Source organism: Bradyrhizobium sp. S3.2.6, assembly GCF_040546885.1.
GTDB classification, from domain to species: Bacteria; Pseudomonadota; Alphaproteobacteria; order Rhizobiales; family Xanthobacteraceae; genus Bradyrhizobium; species Bradyrhizobium cytisi.
In genome coordinates this window covers 137,487-153,929 of the sequence record NZ_JBEPOS010000007.1, presented here as the reverse complement: position 1 = coordinate 153,929, position 16,443 = coordinate 137,487, and the positions used below count along the sequence as shown (strand labels likewise).

Genomic DNA, 16,443 nt, shown 5'->3' with positions numbered 1-16,443 from the left:
TCTGCCTCAATCCAGCGTGCGGCGGAAGCGCGTCACGGCGATAGTCATGGCGACCAGCATCAGGATGACGAGCGCGGCCGCATCGAAGCGCAGATTTGGCATAGACGCGCCCTTCAGCATGATGGCGCGAACGATACGCAAGTAATGCGTCAGCGGCAGGCATTCGCCGACATATTGCGCCCAATTCGGCATGCCCGCGAACGGGAACATGAAGCCGGACAGCAGGATGCTCGGCAGGAAGAACATCATCGACATCTGCATGGCCTGGAGCTGGTTCTGCACCAGCGTCGAGATCGTGTAGCCGATCGACAGATTGGTGGTGATGAACAGCGTCGACAGCAGCGCCAGCAGGAACAGATTGCCGAGCACGGGCACGCCGAACAGGAACACGCCGATGCCGATGATCAGGAAGGCCTGGACGAAACCGACCAGCACGTATGGGATGATCTTGCCGAACATCACCTCGACCGGCTTGATCGGCATCGACAAGAGGCTCTCCATGGTGCCGCGCTCGACCTCTCGCGTCACCGAGAGCGCGGTGAAAATCAGCATGGTCATGGTGAGGATGGTGCCGACCAGGCCCGGCACGATGTTGAGGCTGGAGTTCGCAGCCGGATTGTAGCGGGCGTGCGCGCGGATCTCGAACGGCATTTCCGGGGGATTGCCGATATAGAGATCGTGCGCCAGCGCGGTCTGCACGATCATGCCGAGCGAGCCGAGTGCGGCGCTCGCCGCAACCGGATCGGTGGCATCGGCCGCAACCAGCAGCGCCGGCTTGTCGCCGCGCCGCACCGCGCGCTCGAAACCGCGCGGGATCTCCACGCCGAACAGCACCTTGCCGGACTTGAGGAGATTGTCGAATTCGTCGACGTCATGCACCTCGTAGATGAAGCGGTAATAGGCGGTATTCTCCAGCGCCTTCAGGACCGAGCGCGCAAGATCGGAATCCTCCTGGAGCAGCACCGCGCTCGGCAGATTGTGCGGCGTGGTGTTGATGGCATAGCCGAACAGCAGAAGCTGCATCACCGGCAGCATCACGATCATCGCGAACGAGACGCGGTCGCGCCTGAGCTGGATGAACTCCTTGACCAGCATCGCATAGGAGCGCTTCCAGAAGCCGAAGCGCTCGCGGATCTCGTGCGCGGGGGTCGGATGATCGATGGTGCTCATTGGAAATTGTCCTTGGAGCGGCCCATTAGCTCGATGAACACGTCTTCCAGTGACGGCGCCGATTTGTGCCAGTGCAGACCGCTCTTGTCGCGCCACGGCGCGATGCTGGCTTCGAGCGCGGCAACGTCGCGCCCCGAAACATGCAGCGACGTGCCGAACGGTGCCACCATGTCTACCCCGGGCTTGCCGGTGAGCGCGGCCGTGAGGCCGTTCAAATCCTCGCCTGTTACGGTGTAGGTCGTCAGCGCAGATCCCGCGATCACCTCCTCCACCGTGCCGTGGGTCAGCAAATGGCCGTAGGCGATGTAGGCGATCTCGTGGCAGCGCTCGGCCTCGTCCATGTAATGGGTCGAAACCAGCACGGTGAGCCCATCGGCTGCGAGCGCGTGGATCTCGTTCCAGAAATCGCGCCGCGCCTTGGGATCGACGCCGGCCGTCGGCTCGTCCAGCAGCAACAGCTTTGGGCTGGGCAGCGTGCAGGCGCCCAACGCCAGCCGCTGCTTCCAGCCGCCGGAGAGCTCGCCGGCCAGTTGCTCCTCCCGGCCCGAGAGCCCGAGCCGCTTGATCATGTCACGTGCCGCACCGCGTGCGTCGGCGAGGCCATAGAGCCGCGCGACGAATTCGAGATTCTCGCGCACGGACAGGTCCTGGTACAGGCTGAAGCGCTGGGTCATGTAGCCGACCTGGCGCTTGATCTTTTCGGCGTCGCGCAAGATGTCGTAGCCGAGACAGGTACCCTCGCCGCTGTCGGGCGTGAGCAGGCCGCAGAGGATGCGGATGGTCGTGGTCTTGCCCGAACCGTTCGGCCCGAGAAAGCCGTAGATCGAGCCGCGCTTCACCTGCATCGACAGATCGTGCACGACCTCGCGGCCGCCGAACGATTTGGTCAGGCCCTTGACGTCGATCGCGATGTCGTTGCTGGCGTTCATCGCTTTTCCGCCACCGGCGTTTTGGGATTGAGATAGACGTTGATCGGTTGTCCGACGCGCAACGCATCCGGCCGCGACGGCCGCGCCTGGATCAGATAGACGAGCTTGTTGCGCTCATCGAGGCTGTAGATCACCGGCGGGGTGTATTCGGCCGAGGTCGCGATGAAATAGATCTTTGCGGTGAGATCGGCGGCGCAATTGTCGCAGGCGACGCGCACCTCGTCGCCGATCGACAGCTTCGGCAATTCCGCCTCCGGCACGAAGAAGCGCAGCTTCATGTTGCCGGGCGGCATGATCGAGAGCACCGGCCGCTGCGCCGCCACCATCTCCCCCTCGCGAAAGTAGATCTGCTGGATGGTGCCGGCGACCGGGGCAAAGCCCTTGCGCCGCGCCAGCCGCGTCTGCGAGGTCACCACACGCGCCTGTGCGACCCGCAGATCCGAGACGGCGGAATCGAGCGCGGCTTGCGTGCCGGAGCCGGTCTTGCGCAGGGAATCCGCGCGATCAAACACCTGCTGTGCATTGGCCAGCGTCGCCTTGGTCTGGTTGAGATCGGCAAGCTGGAGATCGTCGTCGACGTCATAAAGGGCGTCGCCGACCTTCACCGCGTCGCCCTCGCGGACGTCGAGCTTCGTCACCCGCCCCGCTTCGTCGGGGCTGACGAAGATCATGTCGGCCTCGACCCAGCCCTGAAAGCCGGGGTCGCGTTTCTCGTTGCAGCCGGCAAGCCCGATGGCGAGCGCGGCGACCAATGCAAATCTGAAAATTCTTTGCGACGACCTCATGTCGTCCTCCGTTCGCCAAAAATCAAATCGAGATGAACGCGCAGCATGTCCTGCGCATCGAGCGGCGCGTGCCGTGCAAACAGGCTCTGCCAGATCACTGCGATCATCGCCGGCGCGACCAGGATCTGCGGATAGTGTGCGAGGTCTCTTTCGCGGATCTCACCGCGGGCAATGCCAAGCTCGATCAGCGCCCGCATGCCGGCCATCCCGCGCGAGACGACCTCGCGGTAGTAGAAGTCGGCCACCGCAGGGAAGCGCGGCCCTTCGGCCACGATCAGGCGGACGAGATCGCCGCGCCGTGTACCGATCACCTCTTTGAGGAAGTTGCCGGCAAAGGTTTCGATCAGATCGCGCACCGAGCCCGTCGGCGGCGGCAGTGCGTTGAGCCGCGCCACCACTGGCACGATCACGGTGCGCACGAGCTCCTCGAACATCGATTCCTTGTCTTTGAAGTGCAGGTAAATCGTGCCCTTCGCGACGCCTGCGCGCTTGGCAATATCGTCGAGCCGCGTCGCGGCAAACCCGCGTACGATGAACTCCTCCATCGCCGCCTCGACGATGGCCGCGCGCCGCTCCGCCGCGCGTGTGGCGCGGTTCGATGCCGGAGGGGCTTCCCCGTCAGCTTCGGGTTTGCGGCTTGCTGCTTTGGTAGACCTATTCGTCATCCTCCATATATGACTGACTAGTCAGTCATAGTCAATCGAGCTTTGGATCCGGGATGGAAAACGAATTAGCATTGACTAATGCATTAGTAATTGCTAATTGATGGATATGATCGAAGCCGCCCCAAATCCTGTCACCGCCGTGATGCGTGCCCTCGCCGATCCGACCCGCCGCGCGGTGTTCGAGCGCGTGTTCGACAGCAAGGAGATCAGCGTCGCCGAGCTGACGCGCGGCAGCGGCGTGACGCAGGGCGCGATCTCGCAGCACCTGAAATCGTTGAAGCAGGCGGGCCTCGTCGCCGAGCGCGCCGAGGGCCGCAACGTCTATTACCGCGCCGCTCCGCAAGGCCTCGAGCCGCTGGTGACCTGGATGGATCATTACGGCGTCTTCTGGCGCGAGCGCTTCCAGAATCTGCGTGACCTCTTGAAGGAGATCGACTCGTGAGTGCAGCCGAGCTGAAAGCCGAGACCCAAGAAAACATTCAAGAAAACATCCAAGAAAACATCCGGGACATCGTCATCGATGAGGTACTCCCTCATGCGCCGGAGACGGTCTGGAAGGTGCTGACCAGTGCGCAACTGATCGCGCGCTGGCTGATGAAGCCGACCGGCTTTGAAGCCGTCGAAGGCAAGGCCTTCACGTTCCAGACCACGCCGGGCGGCAATTGGGACGGCGTCATCCATTGCCGCGTCCTGGAGGTCGTGGCTCACAGACGCCTCGTCTACGCCTGGAAGGGCGGCGATGAGCGCAATACCGGCTACGGCGCCCCGCTCGACACCGTCGTGACATGGTCCCTCACCCCGGTCGAAGCCGGCACGCGAATCCAGCTGATTCACTCGGGCTTCGTGATGCCAAGGAACGAGAATGCCTACACCGTCATGAGCGGCGGCTGGAAGAAGGTCGTCCGGCAGCTCGACGAGATCAGCGGCGAAGGCAAGTAACAGGACAGCTGAGGAGTGATCACGATGGACAAGCCCTATACCGGCGGCTGCGCCTGCGGCGCGATCCGCTATTCGATCGCCGGCGAGCCCCTGTTCGCGAACCATTGCCAGTGCCGGGACTGCCAGCGTGAAAGCGGCAGCGGCCACGGCTCGTACGCCACGTTCGCGCGCGCCGGTGTCACCGTGACAGGCGAGGCCAGGAGATGGGACATGGTCGGCGACAGCGGCAATGTGAAGACGCGCGGCTTCTGCCCCACATGCGGCCTGGCCGTTTACATGACCTTCGCAGCGATGCCCGACATTTTCACGATCCGCGCCGCGAGCCTCGACGAGCCCGCCCGCTACCAGCCGCAAGCGGTTACTTACGCTGCGCGCGCGTATGCCTGGGATCATCTCGATGCGGGGTTGACGAAGTTCGAGACGATGCCCCCCGGTTAAGATGGTGCGCTCCCTCTCCCGCTTGCTTGCGGGAGAGGTTTGCGGCCAGCAGCTTCTATCTCAACTATGAAACTTCAATCCATCGACGATCTTGTCGATCACCTTGCGATCGGCGCGCATCGCGATGCCGACGAGATTGAGATCGGCACGCGCAACCGCCTTCACCGCCTCGCGATTGGCGGCATCATGCGCGGTCTTGAACATGTCGTCGGTATAGACCGCCGGCGTGACGTTGCGCGTGAGTGCACGATCGAGTGCACGCGACAACGCCGGACCATCGGCACCATAGATCAGGATCGGCTGGCCGATTAGCGCAAGATATTTCGTCGCCGAGGCGTCCTCATAGGCATCGCCGATGCACTCCGGAAAGGCGGCCGCAACGCCGCTCGTCAGGAACGATGCGACATTGAGCTTCTGCCAGGTCTGGAGGTCGTTGCGAATGACAACGGCAATCTTGGTGTCGAACTGCATGAATTCTCCCAACACACAACCAAGCGTCGGGAAAGAAAAGAAGATTCCTCGTGCGCCCGGCGGCGGACATGAACGTAACCCGGATTGACCCATCGATCACAGCTCGGAAATTTCAATGGAGATGCGACCGGCTGCGCTTCTCCCCGCGCGTCAACTCGGGTATATGTCGGCGCCCTGTCACCGAACTGTCATAAAGCGTGCATGTCCGAAACTGGCGCAATCAAGCGAGCCCTCGAACCAGTACAACGGCTTGCGAAAGGCAGCGGTCATCCGATCGCCGAGGAAGGGAAAAAATCCAGCTTCGTTGTTCCCGCCATTGGTAAGGCGCCCGGTTCCGTGCTTCCTGACAACGCATCTTCGCACACCGAGTCTTTGCACACCGAGTCTTTGCTGGCTGGCCTCTCCGGTGATGAAGCTCGAGCGAAGACGCCTGCATCGGAACCCCCGCCTTCCCGCGACGCCGGGCCACCCACCACCGAAATCGAACTCAAGCTGATCGTGGCTCCCGATCGCCTCGCGGGTTTCAACGATGCGCCGATCATCGCGACGAATATGCGCAACAAGGGGACGCGCAAGCATCTCAAGGCCGTGTATTATGACACGCCCAAGCGCGCGCTCCGGCGCGACGGGTTCAGCTTCAGGGTTCGCCAGAGCGGCGCGCGATTCACGCAGACGGTGAAAGCCGAATTCGGCAACGATCCGCTGCGCCGTGGCGAGTGGGAGGCAGCCGTCCCGTCGATGGCGCCGGACATCGCGCTGGCCATGCCGCTGGTTTCAGACAAGCTGCGAGCCGATCTCGAACGTCACCCGGTCGAGGCCGTCTTCAGCAGCGACGTTCACCGGCATCAGCGCCTCGTCGACTTGCCGTCCGGCACCATCGAGGTCGCCTTCGATCAGGGCTATCTGACCTCGGGCGATCGTTCGCTGCCGGTGAGCGAGATCGAGCTGGAGCTCAAGAGCGGTAGTCCGTCCGCCATCTGGGAGTTGGCGCTGCGGCTCGCCGAGCATGGTTCGGTGAAACCTTCGATCCGGACCAAATCGGCGCGGGGCTTTGACCTCGCGGCCGATACACCGCCGCGGGCACCGAAGCCGCCAAAGCTTCGTCTCGATCCATCGACATCGCTCGATGAGGCATTTTCCGAGATTCTGCGCTCCTGTCTTTTGCATCTGCTGCAGTCGTTGCCCGCCGCCGAGGACGGGCGCGATCCCGAGGGAATGCATCAGCTTCGCGTCGCGCTACGGCGCCTGCGATCGGCGCTCGACCTGATGCGCTCGGTGGTGTCGTTGAACAAGCTCGACCTGCCGCGCGCCGAGGCGAAGTGGCTTGCGGGGAGTCTCTCCGGCGCACGCGATTGGGACGTGTTTCGGCAGGACACGTTGCGGACCGTCGCGGATGGCTGTCCGTCGGTCGCCGGCTTCGACATGCTGGGTGAGTTCGCCGACGAGCGTCGCGCGGCCTGCTACGACAAGGCCCGCCTCGCCCTCGCCGACCGGCGATGTCAGTATTTCGTCATTAGGCTCGGCGCCTGGATCGAAGCACGTGGCTGGCGCATCGAGGTTGCTCCCGAAGGTCTGGCGCAACTGGCGGAGCCGGCGATCAATTTTGCACGAAACATCCTGTCGGCACAGCATGCGAAGGTGCTGAAGCGCGGCCGTCGCTTCAAGTCGCTGCCGATGGAGGAACGGCACCGGGTCCGTCTCGCCGCGAAGAAGTTACGCTACATCGCCGACTTCCTGCTCCCGCTCTGCGGGCAACGCAAATCCGCGCGGCGCTTCGCGCGCAGGCTCGCCGACCTCCAACAGGAGCTCGGGGTCTACAACGACATGGCGACGACGACATCGCTGCTTGCGGATGTCGACGCGGGCTCGACCGGCATCGGCATGGCGGCGGCGGCGATCGCCGGCTGGCAGGCCCATGCCATGGTCGGCATCGAAGCGCGCCTGCTCAAGGCCTGGTCGGAATTCACGGGGGCCAAGGTGCCATGGTCGGTGGATGCGCAGGAGCAACCGGCAAAACTGGTGCAAGCCAACGCGGGATGGCTGCGCTAGCCCTTGATGGCTGCGCTTGGCCCGTGCTCAACCCTTGGCGTCGCAGGCCCAGGCGCGGATCACGCATTCCTTGCCGCCATATTTGTAGCATTCGCGCGTGGCGGCATTGAGCGTGGCTGAGATCTTCGGCTTCACGGCGTAGCCATAGGCGCCGCAGGGATTGGCCATGTCGACCGACATCGCCGCACAGGCGCGCTTCATCGTCACCGTCGTGCAGTCGCCCTTGCACTGCTTTTGTGCCGCGGCACGCGCCTCGTGCTCGACACCATAATCATAGGCCTGGCCAAAGGCGCCGCACTTGCCGACGGCAAACGCGCCGGCGGCATGGGCTTCGGTGATATGACGGGCACCGGCGACACAAACCGACAGCGCAAAGAAAAACATCGCGCAGCGGCGCGCGACGACGTTCGAAACCATGGAAAAGCCCCTCCCCCCAAGGCAGGTGCGGAGGACTCTAAGCGGCGGACCGTTTCCATATGGTGAACGAGTGGTCGAAACGGGACGATTGCGAGGTGCCGTAGGGTGGGCAAAGCGTAGTGTGCCCACCAATTCAACGGCTCAGCGCGGAGGGATGGTGGGCACGGCGCGGCGCGCCTTTGCCCACCCTACTGCACCGTCATCCCCGTCTTGCTGCCTCCAGCGCCTGCGGCGTGTCGATGTCGAGGAAGGCGCCCTCGCCGTCGACGGGCACCTCGGTCACTGCTTCGGAGTGCTTGGCAATCAAATGCCGCGCGCCGACGTCGCCGTCGAGCGTCATCAGCTCCCCAAAGAAGCGGCGCGACCACAGCACGGGATTGCCGCGGCGGCCGTCGCTGACGGGCACGACGATGAGATTGCCGCGGTCCGGCGCAAAGCCGTCGATGAGACGGTCGATCAGGCCGGCGTCGATCAGTGGCATGTCGCCGAGGCAGACCACGGCGCCGTCGCTCGCGTCAGACACGGCCGCGATACCGGCCTTGACCGAGCTCGCAATGCCACCGGCGAAATCCGGATTCCTGGCGAAACGCACCTTCAGGCCCTCGAGCGCCTGCTCGACCAGCTCGGTCTGATGGCCGGTGACGACGATCACCTCGGATGCTCTCGAGGCCAGCGCCTGCTCGGTTGCGATCCGCACCAGCTTCTTGCCGTCGAGCTCGGCCAGCAGCTTGTTCGGCCCGCCCATGCGGGTCGAGCGCCCGGCGGCGAGCATGATGGCGGCGACCCGGCTGTTGCCCTCGATCTCCGGCTTGGCGCGCGGCTGCGGCCGAGTCACGATCTCCATCAGGAGGCCGCCGACGCCCATGCCCATCAGCTCGGAGCGCGTCACCTTGATGCCGGCGAGCAGTCGCATCAGCACCCAGTCAAAACCGTTCTCGACCGGCGAACGTGCGCAGCCCGGCGCTCCCAGCACCGGCACGCTGCCGGCGTGCGCGATCAGAAGCAGATTGCCGGGATCGACCGGCATGCCGAAATGCTCGATCTCGCCGCCGATCTCGGTGACCGCGGCCGGGATCACGTCGCGGCGGTCGGCGATCGCCGACGCGCCGAACACGATCACGAGCTCGGCGCCGAGGGCGAGCAATTCCTTGATTGCCGCCGACAGCGCGCGCTCGTCATGCTGCACGCGACGCTCGGCGATGATGCCGGCGCCGGCCGGCGCGAGGCGCTCGGCGGTGACGCGCAGCGTCTTGTCGACCACTTTGGAGGACAAGCCCGGCAGCAGAGTCGAGACCACGCCGACGCGCTTGATGACGTAGGGCGCGATTTTCAGCACGTCCTTGCCGGCGGCCTTCACCGCGGCATCGCGCAAGTCTCCTTCAACGCCGAACGGGATGATCTTGACGGTGCCGACCATCTCGCCTTCGACCACCGGCTTGTAGGCAGCGAGCGTGGCGAAGGTGATGGCCTCGTCGATATTGTTGATGCGGTCGACTGCGGCGCGGTCGATCACCAGCAGACCCGGGCGCGCGGCGAACAAATTGGCGCGGCCGGTGAAGGCGCGCTCGACATGAATGCCCTCGCCGCCGATCGCGAGCGCAATGCTGGCGGCCGCGACGTCCTCGGTGACGTCGCCCTCCTCCATCCGGACCACCACGACGTCCTTGATGCCGGCGCGCGTCAGCGCCTCAACCTCGGCGGGCCCGATCGTCGTGCCCTTCTTCAGCACCAGCGGACCCTGGCGCAGGGTGTGAACGGTCACCCCGCCGATCGCTTCCCTGGGGCTCGCCGGACCGAACTTCATGCCGCTTCTTCTTTTTCTTTTGGCGGCAGCCGGAGCACCGCGGTGATCTCGGCCATGATCGACACCGCGATCTCGGACGGCGAGACCGCGCCGATCGCAAGCCCAATGGGCGCGTGGATGCGCGCGATGTCGGTGTCCCTGGCGCCCTGCGCCCGCAGCCGGTCGCCGCGCTTGGCGTGCGTCTTCCGCGAGCCGAGCGCGCCGATATAGAAGCAGTTGCGCTCGAACGCGTGCAGCAGTGCTGGGTCGTCGATCTTCGGATCGTGCGTCACCGCGACGAAGGCGGTGTAGGCATCGACGTTGAGCGGCGGCAGCGCCGTATCCGGCCACTCCGCGACCAGGGGAATATCGGGAAAGCGCTCGGGGCTCGCAAAGGCGGTGCGCGGATCGACCACGGTGACATCGTAGCCGAGCGAGCGCGCCAGTGGCGCCAGCGCCTGGCTTATATGGACCGCGCCGACGATGACGAGCTTTGCGGTCGGCGCGTAGACGTTGAAAAACAGCTTCTTGCCGCCGGCCTCGACATTGGCGCTCTTGCCCATGCGAAGCTGCTTGTCCAGCTCGGCGCGCAGCGGATCCTTGGCGAAATCCGCAGCCTTCACCAGGCGCTGCTCGCCGCTTTCGGTGTCGGTCACCAAAACCACCGGCCGGCGCGCGGCGCGCTCGGCATTGAGTTCGTGCAGGATTGCGAGCTTCACGGCTAGCCGACCTTCTCGACGAAGACGCGGATGGTGCCGCCGCAGGACAGACCGACATTCCAGGCGGTCTCGTCGGCGACGCCGAACTCGAGCATCTTGGGCTTGCCGCTCTCGATCACGTCCATGGCCTCGGTGACCACGGCGCCCTCGACGCAGCCGCCGGAGACCGAGCCGAGAAACGTACCCTGGTCGTTGATGACGAGGCTCGAGCCCGCCGGGCGCGGGGCCGAGCCCCAGGTCTCGACTACGGTTGCCAGCGCGACGCCACGGCCGGCCTTCTGCCAGTCCTCCGCCGCCTTCAGAATATCCTCGTCGCGATCGAGCATGGCTTGCCTCTCAGGCTGCGGGGCGGATCAGGCTGCGGTGATGCGGCGGCAGCGGCCGGGACAGCGTGGTGATCAGCTCCTGGATAGAGCTCAAATTATGCACGGGGCGAAATTCGTCAACGTGCGGGAGCATCATTTTGATGCCCTGGGCCTTGGCTTCGAAGCCGCCGAACCGCAGCAGCGGGTTCAGCCAGATCAGCCGCCGGCAGGACCGGTGCAGCCGGTCCATCTCGAACGCCAGCTTGGAATCGGCCTCCCGCTCCAGCCCGTCCGAAATCAGCAGCACGATGGCGCCCTGGCTCAGGACCCGCCGCGCCCACAATTTGTTGAAGTTGTGCAGCGAGGTCGCAATCCGGGTGCCGCCGGCCCAGTCCTCGACTGCCGCCGAGCAGCTTGCCAGCGCCTCGTCGGGATCGCGCTGGCGCAACGCGCGCGTCACATTTGTGAGCCGCGTCCCGAACAGGAACACCGAGACGCGCTTGCGCGCGTCGCCGACGGCATGCAGGAAATGCAGGAACAGGCGGGTATACTCGCTCATCGATCCCGAGATATCGAGCAGCGCCACGATCGGGGCCGGCTTCTCGATCCGCCCGAGGCGGTGGATGTCGATGATATCGCCGCCGGTACGCAACGACGCGCGCAGCGTGCGGCGCATGTCGAGCCGCAGGCCACGCGGATCGGGCTGGTGCCGGCGCGTCAACAGCTCTGCCTGCGGCAGCCGCATCATGTCGACGGCACGGAGCGCCTCGGCGATCTCGGCTGCGCTCATCTGCGCAAAATCCTTCTTCTGAAGGATCTCCTTGTCGGAGACCGACAGGCGCAGATCCTGCTCCTGGTGCTGCGGCGTCTCCGTCATCCGCGGCTGCGACATCGCCTCCTGGACGCGGCGCGAGGCGGCCGGCGGTTTTTTCTTGGCGCCATCGGGCAGCGGCACCGAATCCAGCAAGTGCTTCCATTCTTCGGAGGCGCGGAAGAACAGGTTGAAGGCCTGCTTGAAGATCAGCGCATGCTCGTGGCGCATGACGAAGATCGCCTCCAGCGTGGTGAAGACGTCGGCGCGGCTGCCGATATCGATCACCTGCAGCGCGTTCATGGCATCGATCACCGCGCCTGGACCAACCGGCATGCCGGTCGCCCGCAGCGCACGCGCAAAGCCGACGATATTGTCGGCGAACTGCTCGGTCTGCTCAGGCGCGAGGTGGTTGATGGCCATGGTCGTATCAATCTTCCAGTCATTCCGGGGCGATGCGCAGCATCGAACCCGGAATCCATTCATCCGCCGTCACCGCTGCACCATGGATCCCGGGTTCGCGCTACGCGCGCCCCGGAATGACGGGCTAATCGCTCGTCGCTTCCTTCAGCACCTTCTGCAGGGCGTCGCCCTGCATCCGCGTGATGTCGTCCTGGTATTTGAGCAGCGCGCCCAGCGTGTCACCGACCACTTGCGGGGTCAGCGAGCGGGCGTCGAGCTCGGACAGAGCGGTGGCCCAGTCGATGGTCTCGGCGACACCAGGCGACTTGTAGAAGTCCTGGTTGCGCAGCGCCTGCACGAAGCGCACGACCTGCTGCGACAGCTTTGCCGAGATGCCCGGCACGCGCGACTTGACGATCGCGAGCTCGCGATCGGCGGCGGGATAATCGACCCAGTGATAAAGACAGCGCCGCTTCAGCGCGTCGTGAATCTCGCGGGTGCGGTTGGAGGTGATGATGACGATCGGCGGATGCGGCGCCTTGACGGTGCCGAATTCGGGGATCGTGACCTGGAAGTCGCTGAGGATTTCCAGGAGATAGGCTTCGAACGCCTCGTCCGCGCGGTCGAGTTCGTCGATCAGCAGCACCGGCGCACCGGCAACGTCGGGCTCCAGCGCCTGCAGCAGCGGCCGCTTGATCATGTAGCGGTCAGCAAAAATGTCGCTCGAGAGCTGCTCGCGATCGGTATCGCCGGCGGCTTCCGCCATCCGGATCGCGATCATCTGCGCGGCGCTGTTCCACTCATAGACCGCGGAGGAGACGTCGAGGCCTTCGTAGCACTGCAGGCGAATCAGCTTCCGCCCCAGCGCCGTCGACAGCACCTTTGCGATCTCGGTCTTGCCGACGCCGGCCTCGCCTTCGAGAAACAGCGGCCGCCCCATGCGCAGCGAGAGATACGTCACCGTCGCCAGCGACCGCTCGGCGAGATAGCCGCGCGAGGTCAAAAGTTCGAGCATCGCATCGACCGATGCCGGCAAGGTCGCTGAAGTCATGAAAGAGCCAGTCTCGCTACGCCCTTACAAGGGGCAAGTATTGGGCCACATCGTGAGGCCCACTCATTCCTTGGCGTTGGCGGCGTCGAGGGCGCGCCGCGTCAGCACGCCGATGAGATGGGCGCGGTATTCGGCGCTGCCGTGGATGTCGCTGTTCAGCCCTTCCGCCGGCACCTCGATGCCATCCAGCACCTTCGACGAGAACCGCTTCTTCAGCGCTTCCTCGTAGGCCTCGACACGGAATACGCCGTCCGAGCCTGCACCGGTCACGGCGACTCGCACGTCCGAGGGCCGCCGTGCCACGAACACGCCGACCAGCGCATAGCGCGAGGCCTGGTTGCGGAACTTGATATAGGCGGCCTTCTTCGGCAGCGGGAACATCACCTTGGTGATGATCTCGTCGGCTTCCAACGCCGTCGTGAACAGGCCCTGGAAAAACTCTTCCGCCTTGAGGCGGCGCTTGTTGGTGACGATGGTGGCGCCAAGCGCGAGCACGGCGGCCGGATAATCCGCGGTCGGATCGTTGTTGGCGAGCGAGCCGCCGATCGTGCCCTTGTGGCGCACGGCGGGATCGCCGATTCCGCCGGCGAGATCGGCCAGTGCCGGGATCGCCTCGCCGACGATGGCGGAGGTCGCAACCTCGGCGTGCCTGGCGGTGGCGCCGATCACCAGCGAACGGCCTTTCATCTCGATCGAGTTCAGCCCCTCGATGTGGGAGAGGTCGACCAGATGCGGGGGACTTGCGAGCCGCTGCTTCATGACCGGAATCAGCGTGTGACCGCCGGCGATCACCTTGGCGTCTTCGTTCTTCACCAGGAGGTTGGCGGCTTGCCGCACGGTCCCGGGACGATGGTATTTAAATTCGTACATGAGGGTGTCCTGATCGCGGAGGGCGCGCGGTTACGCGAGATCGGATTTCGCCATCGCCTTCGCGCCGGCGGCGATCGAGGCGACGATGTTCTGGTAGCCGGTGCAGCGGCAAAGATTGCCTTCCAGCTCTTCGCGGATGGTGTGGTCGTCGAGCTCGTGGCCCTTGCGGTGCACGATGTCGATCGCGGTCATGATCATGCCGGGTGTGCAGAAGCCGCACTGCAGGCCATGGTGCTCGCGGAAGGCTTCCTGCATCGGATGCAGCGGCGCGCCATCGGCCGCCAATCCCTCGATGGTCTTGACCTCGTGGCCATCAGCCATCACGGCGAGCGTGGTGCAGGACTTCACGGCCTTGCCGTCGAGATGCACCACGCAGGCGCCGCACTGCGAGGTGTCGCAGCCGACATGGGTGCCCGTCAGCCGCAGATTCTCGCGCAGGAACTGCACCAGAAGCGTTCGCGGGTCGACATTGCCGGTAACAGGATTGCCATTCACGAGGAGGGAGATTTTTGCCATAAGCACTCTCTAATCAGCGCCCCGACGGGTCCCGTCGAAGCGGTTCTTTTTTATAATTATTCCAGCCCATCATATGGGCCATTATGGCCGGGGGCAACATTGCCCCGGGCGCAAGGCGCCATGACGAAAGCGAGGACGTTCAGCCCTGTACCGCCTTGGCGAAATTCGCGAAAAACTCGTCGGCCAGCTTCTTGGCAGCGCCGTTGATCAGGCGCTGCCCGAGCTGCGCCAACTTGCCGCCGATCTGCGCCTCGACCTCGTAGGACAACAGCGTGCCGCCGTCCTTCTCCGCGAGCTTGACCACTGCGCCGCCCTTGGCGAAGCCGGCGACCCCGCCCTCACCTTCGCCTGATATCTTGTAGCCATTCGGTGGGTCGAGATCGCTCAGCGTCACCTTGCCCTTGAAGCGCGCCGAGACCGGGCCGACCTTCATCTTCGCCGTTGCGCGAAAGCCGCCGTCCTCGGTCTTCTCCAGCTCCTCGCAGCCGGGGATGCAGGCCTTGAGCACCGCGGGGTCGTTGAGCTTCTCCCACACGGCCTCGCGCGACGCCGCAAGCTGGACTTCGCCGTTCATCGTCATGGCCATGGGGCGCCTCCCGGGATCACAGAACAATAATGCTCAAGTAACGCACGGGGGCCGCAAAGGAAAGGGCAGCCCCCGGTCACGTGCAATGCATATATTCGCACCTGCAAAATGCCTTGTGCGGTCAGTCGGGGATTGGCAGAGCCGAAACATGGTGATTAGGTCCGGCGCAACATGAGCACAGCCCTCTCCCCCCTGCTTGCGCCGATGCTGTCGAGCGCAGCCATGCGCGCCGTCTGCGACGACCGGTCCACGCTGCAGAATATGCTCGATTTCGAGGCAGCTCTGGCCCGGGCCGAGGCCGCCGCGGGCGTGATTCCCTCATCCGCAGTGGGCCCGATCGAAGCCGCCTGCAAGGCCGACCGCTTCGACATGGCCGCGCTGGCCGAGGCCGCGACCCGGTCGGGCAATTTCGCGATCCCCCTGGTCAAGGCGCTGACCGCCAATGTCGGCAAGGCCGACAGTGAGGCTGCGCGCTACGTGCATTGGGGTGCGACCAGCCAGGACGTCATCGACACCGCGACCATGCTCGGCTTGCGCGCTGCAATCGATGCGCTGGACGCCGACCTCAGCCGTGCCATCAAGGGCTTTGCGGCACTTGCCCGCGCCCATCGCAACACCGCGATGGTGGCACGGACCTGGCTTCAGCACGCGCTGCCGATGCCGTTCGGGCTGAAGGCCGCCGAATATGCATCGAGCCTCGCCCGCGCCCGCTGCCGGCTGCGGCGGCTCCGCCGCGAAGGCCTTGCGCTGCAATTCGGCGGCGCCGCCGGCACGCTCGCAGCCCTCGGCGACAACGGGCTCGCGGTGGCCGAACGGCTGGCGCAGGAGCTGAACCTGCCGCTGCCGGAAGCGCCCTGGCACACCCACCGCGACCGCATCGCGGAGGCCGCTTCAAGCTTCGCGATTCTCGCCGGAAGCTGCGGCAAGATCGCGCGCGACGTCTCGCTGATGATGCAGACCGACGTCGGCGAAGCGTTCGAGCCCGCCGGCGAGGGCCGCGGCGGGTCCTCGACCATGCCGCACAAGCGCAACCCGGTCGCAGCCGCAAGCGCGCTCGGCTGCGCGACCATGGCCCCGCAGCTCGCCGCGACGATCTTTGCAGCCCAGGTGCAGGACCACGAGCGCAGCGCCGGGCCCTGGCATGCGGAATGGCCGACGCTGCCGCAATTGATGCTAGTCACCTCGGGCGCGCTTGCGGCCATCGTTGACATCGCCGAGGGGCTGGATGTCGATGCCGCGCGCATGCGCAGCAATCTCGACGCGACGCACGGGCTGATCATGGCGGAAGCCGTCACCTTTGCGCTCGCCGACAAGATCGGCAAGAGCGACGCGCATCATCTGATCGAGGCCGCGAGCAAGCGCGCGGTTGCCGAGAAGAAACATCTGCGCGAAATTCTCGCCGCCGATTCGCAGGTCGCTGCGCATCTGACGCCCGAGAAAATAACGGCATTGTTTGAGCCGATGGCCTATCAAGGGATGTCGCAGGCCTTGATCGACCGGCTGCTCGACAGCCTCGACCGCGAATAGAGCAGCCCTG

Annotated in this window: 19 protein-coding genes; 5 read left to right on the top strand and 14 right to left on the bottom strand. The window is 65.0% G+C overall.

All coding sequences use genetic code 11. The features are described 5' to 3' along the window. Positions 1 to 6 precede the first annotated feature (6 nt). Genes ABID58_RS15935 through ABID58_RS15920 form a run of 4 tightly spaced genes read right to left on the bottom strand, consistent with a single transcriptional unit; the run spans position 7 to position 3,549 of the window. A complete protein-coding gene (locus tag ABID58_RS15935; protein WP_354033313.1) occupies positions 7 to 1,170 on the bottom strand; it encodes an ABC transporter permease in 1,164 nt (387 codons plus the stop codon). After that, the gene (locus tag ABID58_RS15930) at positions 1,167 to 2,099 is read right to left on the bottom strand and encodes an ABC transporter ATP-binding protein (RefSeq protein WP_354033312.1); all 933 of its coding nucleotides are present in this window, start codon (positions 2,097 to 2,099) and stop codon (positions 1,167 to 1,169) included. The genes ABID58_RS15935 and ABID58_RS15930 overlap by 4 nt, the downstream gene beginning before the upstream one ends. Continuing rightward, positions 2,096 to 2,884: an HlyD family secretion protein gene (locus ABID58_RS15925; RefSeq protein ID WP_148751525.1), complete on the bottom strand. Its 789-nt coding sequence runs from the start codon at positions 2,882 to 2,884 to the stop codon at positions 2,096 to 2,098. The genes ABID58_RS15930 and ABID58_RS15925 overlap by 4 nt, the downstream gene beginning before the upstream one ends. Beyond that, the gene (locus ABID58_RS15920; protein WP_148751524.1) at positions 2,881 to 3,549 is read right to left on the bottom strand and encodes a TetR/AcrR family transcriptional regulator; all 669 of its coding nucleotides are present in this window, start codon (positions 3,547 to 3,549) and stop codon (positions 2,881 to 2,883) included. Before ABID58_RS15920 ends, ABID58_RS15925 begins: the two co-directional genes overlap by 4 nt. A 106-nt stretch (positions 3,550 to 3,655) precedes the next feature. Between ABID58_RS15920 and ABID58_RS15915 the strand changes: the two genes are divergently transcribed. Genes ABID58_RS15915 through ABID58_RS15905 form a run of 3 tightly spaced genes read left to right on the top strand, consistent with a single transcriptional unit; the run spans position 3,656 to position 4,926 of the window. Then, positions 3,656 to 3,991, top strand: a complete 336-nt coding sequence (locus tag ABID58_RS15915; protein ID WP_148751523.1) for an ArsR/SmtB family transcription factor — start codon at positions 3,656 to 3,658, stop codon at positions 3,989 to 3,991. Continuing rightward, positions 3,988 to 4,488 carry an SRPBCC family protein gene (locus ABID58_RS15910; RefSeq protein ID WP_502916411.1) on the top strand — a complete coding sequence of 167 codons (501 nt, stop codon included), beginning with the start codon at positions 3,988 to 3,990 and terminating at the stop codon, positions 4,486 to 4,488. The genes ABID58_RS15915 and ABID58_RS15910 overlap by 4 nt, the downstream gene beginning before the upstream one ends. 24 nt (positions 4,489 to 4,512) lie before the next feature. Next, on the top strand, positions 4,513 to 4,926 hold the full coding sequence (locus ABID58_RS15905; protein ID WP_354033311.1) for a GFA family protein: 414 nt from the start codon (positions 4,513 to 4,515) through the stop codon (positions 4,924 to 4,926). A 60-nt stretch (positions 4,927 to 4,986) separates the two neighbouring features. On the opposite strand, the gene ABID58_RS15900 is transcribed toward ABID58_RS15905, so the two are convergent. Continuing rightward, on the bottom strand, positions 4,987 to 5,397 hold the full coding sequence (locus ABID58_RS15900) for a DUF2000 family protein (RefSeq protein ID WP_187434873.1): 411 nt from the start codon (positions 5,395 to 5,397) through the stop codon (positions 4,987 to 4,989). 201 nt (positions 5,398 to 5,598) lie between these two features. On the opposite strand from ABID58_RS15900, the gene ABID58_RS15895 reads away from it, so the two are divergent. After that, positions 5,599 to 7,446 carry a CYTH and CHAD domain-containing protein gene (locus ABID58_RS15895; RefSeq protein WP_354033310.1) on the top strand — a complete coding sequence of 616 codons (1,848 nt, stop codon included), beginning with the start codon at positions 5,599 to 5,601 and terminating at the stop codon, positions 7,444 to 7,446. A gap of 27 nt (positions 7,447 to 7,473) precedes the next feature. On the opposite strand, the gene ABID58_RS15890 is transcribed toward ABID58_RS15895, so the two are convergent. The 9 genes from ABID58_RS15890 to ABID58_RS15850 all read right to left on the bottom strand — a co-directional run bounded on the left by ABID58_RS15890 (position 7,474) and on the right by ABID58_RS15850 (position 14,906). Beyond that, on the bottom strand, positions 7,474 to 7,863 hold the full coding sequence (locus ABID58_RS15890) for a DUF4189 domain-containing protein (protein ID WP_354033309.1): 390 nt from the start codon (positions 7,861 to 7,863) through the stop codon (positions 7,474 to 7,476). 199 nt (positions 7,864 to 8,062) lie between these two features. Then, positions 8,063 to 9,667: an NTP transferase domain-containing protein gene (locus tag ABID58_RS15885; RefSeq protein WP_354033308.1), complete on the bottom strand. Its 1,605-nt coding sequence runs from the start codon at positions 9,665 to 9,667 to the stop codon at positions 8,063 to 8,065. Continuing rightward, positions 9,664 to 10,365: an XdhC family protein gene (locus tag ABID58_RS15880; RefSeq protein ID WP_354033307.1), complete on the bottom strand. Its 702-nt coding sequence runs from the start codon at positions 10,363 to 10,365 to the stop codon at positions 9,664 to 9,666. Before ABID58_RS15880 ends, ABID58_RS15885 begins: the two co-directional genes overlap by 4 nt. A gap of 2 nt (positions 10,366 to 10,367) precedes the next feature. After that, positions 10,368 to 10,691, bottom strand: coding sequence for an XdhC family protein (locus ABID58_RS15875; RefSeq protein WP_008137521.1), 324 nt, complete (start codon positions 10,689 to 10,691; stop codon positions 10,368 to 10,370). A 10-nt stretch (positions 10,692 to 10,701) separates the two neighbouring features. Beyond that, positions 10,702 to 11,904, bottom strand: coding sequence for a vWA domain-containing protein (locus tag ABID58_RS15870; RefSeq protein WP_354033306.1), 1,203 nt, complete (start codon positions 11,902 to 11,904; stop codon positions 10,702 to 10,704). 124 nt (positions 11,905 to 12,028) lie between these two features. Then, complete coding sequence (locus ABID58_RS15865) at positions 12,029 to 12,934, bottom strand: AAA family ATPase (protein WP_354033305.1); 906 nt, start codon at positions 12,932 to 12,934, stop codon at positions 12,029 to 12,031. 63 nt (positions 12,935 to 12,997) lie between these two features. Further along, positions 12,998 to 13,804, bottom strand: coding sequence for an FAD binding domain-containing protein (locus ABID58_RS15860; RefSeq protein ID WP_354033304.1), 807 nt, complete (start codon positions 13,802 to 13,804; stop codon positions 12,998 to 13,000). Positions 13,805 to 13,834: 30 nt separating this feature from the next. Next, positions 13,835 to 14,320: a (2Fe-2S)-binding protein gene (locus tag ABID58_RS15855; protein ID WP_354033303.1), complete on the bottom strand. Its 486-nt coding sequence runs from the start codon at positions 14,318 to 14,320 to the stop codon at positions 13,835 to 13,837. Positions 14,321 to 14,459: 139 nt separating this feature from the next. Then, a complete protein-coding gene (locus tag ABID58_RS15850) occupies positions 14,460 to 14,906 on the bottom strand; it encodes an SRPBCC family protein (RefSeq protein ID WP_354033302.1) in 447 nt (148 codons plus the stop codon). 171 nt (positions 14,907 to 15,077) lie between these two features. On the opposite strand from ABID58_RS15850, the gene ABID58_RS15845 reads away from it, so the two are divergent. Beyond that, positions 15,078 to 16,433: a 3-carboxy-cis,cis-muconate cycloisomerase gene (locus tag ABID58_RS15845; RefSeq protein ID WP_354033301.1), complete on the top strand. Its 1,356-nt coding sequence runs from the start codon at positions 15,078 to 15,080 to the stop codon at positions 16,431 to 16,433. Positions 16,434 to 16,443 lie beyond the last annotated feature (10 nt).

Coding starts and splice junctions, on each gene's coding strand:
- ABID58_RS15885 (WP_354033308.1), bottom strand. CDS start 9,667: ATGAAGTTCGGTCCGGCGAGCCCCAGGGAAGCGATCGGCGGGGTGACC.
- ABID58_RS15930 (WP_354033312.1), bottom strand. CDS start 2,099: ATGAACGCCAGCAACGACATCGCGATCGACGTCAAGGGCCTGACCAAA.
- ABID58_RS15900 (WP_187434873.1), bottom strand. CDS start 5,397: ATGCAGTTCGACACCAAGATTGCCGTTGTCATTCGCAACGACCTCCAG.
- ABID58_RS15855 (WP_354033303.1), bottom strand. CDS start 14,320: ATGGCAAAAATCTCCCTCCTCGTGAATGGCAATCCTGTTACCGGCAAT.
- ABID58_RS15850 (WP_354033302.1), bottom strand. CDS start 14,906: ATGGCCATGACGATGAACGGCGAAGTCCAGCTTGCGGCGTCGCGCGAG.
- ABID58_RS15935 (WP_354033313.1), bottom strand. CDS start 1,170: ATGAGCACCATCGATCATCCGACCCCCGCGCACGAGATCCGCGAGCGC.
- ABID58_RS15925 (WP_148751525.1), bottom strand. CDS start 2,884: ATGAGGTCGTCGCAAAGAATTTTCAGATTTGCATTGGTCGCCGCGCTC.
- ABID58_RS15890 (WP_354033309.1), bottom strand. CDS start 7,863: ATGGTTTCGAACGTCGTCGCGCGCCGCTGCGCGATGTTTTTCTTTGCG.
- ABID58_RS15845 (WP_354033301.1), top strand. CDS start 15,078: ATGAGCACAGCCCTCTCCCCCCTGCTTGCGCCGATGCTGTCGAGCGCA.
- ABID58_RS15865 (WP_354033305.1), bottom strand. CDS start 12,934: ATGACTTCAGCGACCTTGCCGGCATCGGTCGATGCGATGCTCGAACTT.
- ABID58_RS15905 (WP_354033311.1), top strand. CDS start 4,513: ATGGACAAGCCCTATACCGGCGGCTGCGCCTGCGGCGCGATCCGCTAT.
- ABID58_RS15870 (WP_354033306.1), bottom strand. CDS start 11,904: ATGGCCATCAACCACCTCGCGCCTGAGCAGACCGAGCAGTTCGCCGAC.
- ABID58_RS15875 (WP_008137521.1), bottom strand. CDS start 10,691: ATGCTCGATCGCGACGAGGATATTCTGAAGGCGGCGGAGGACTGGCAG.
- ABID58_RS15915 (WP_148751523.1), top strand. CDS start 3,656: ATGATCGAAGCCGCCCCAAATCCTGTCACCGCCGTGATGCGTGCCCTC.
- ABID58_RS15895 (WP_354033310.1), top strand. CDS start 5,599: ATGTCCGAAACTGGCGCAATCAAGCGAGCCCTCGAACCAGTACAACGG.
- ABID58_RS15920 (WP_148751524.1), bottom strand. CDS start 3,549: ATGACGAATAGGTCTACCAAAGCAGCAAGCCGCAAACCCGAAGCTGAC.
- ABID58_RS15860 (WP_354033304.1), bottom strand. CDS start 13,804: ATGTACGAATTTAAATACCATCGTCCCGGGACCGTGCGGCAAGCCGCC.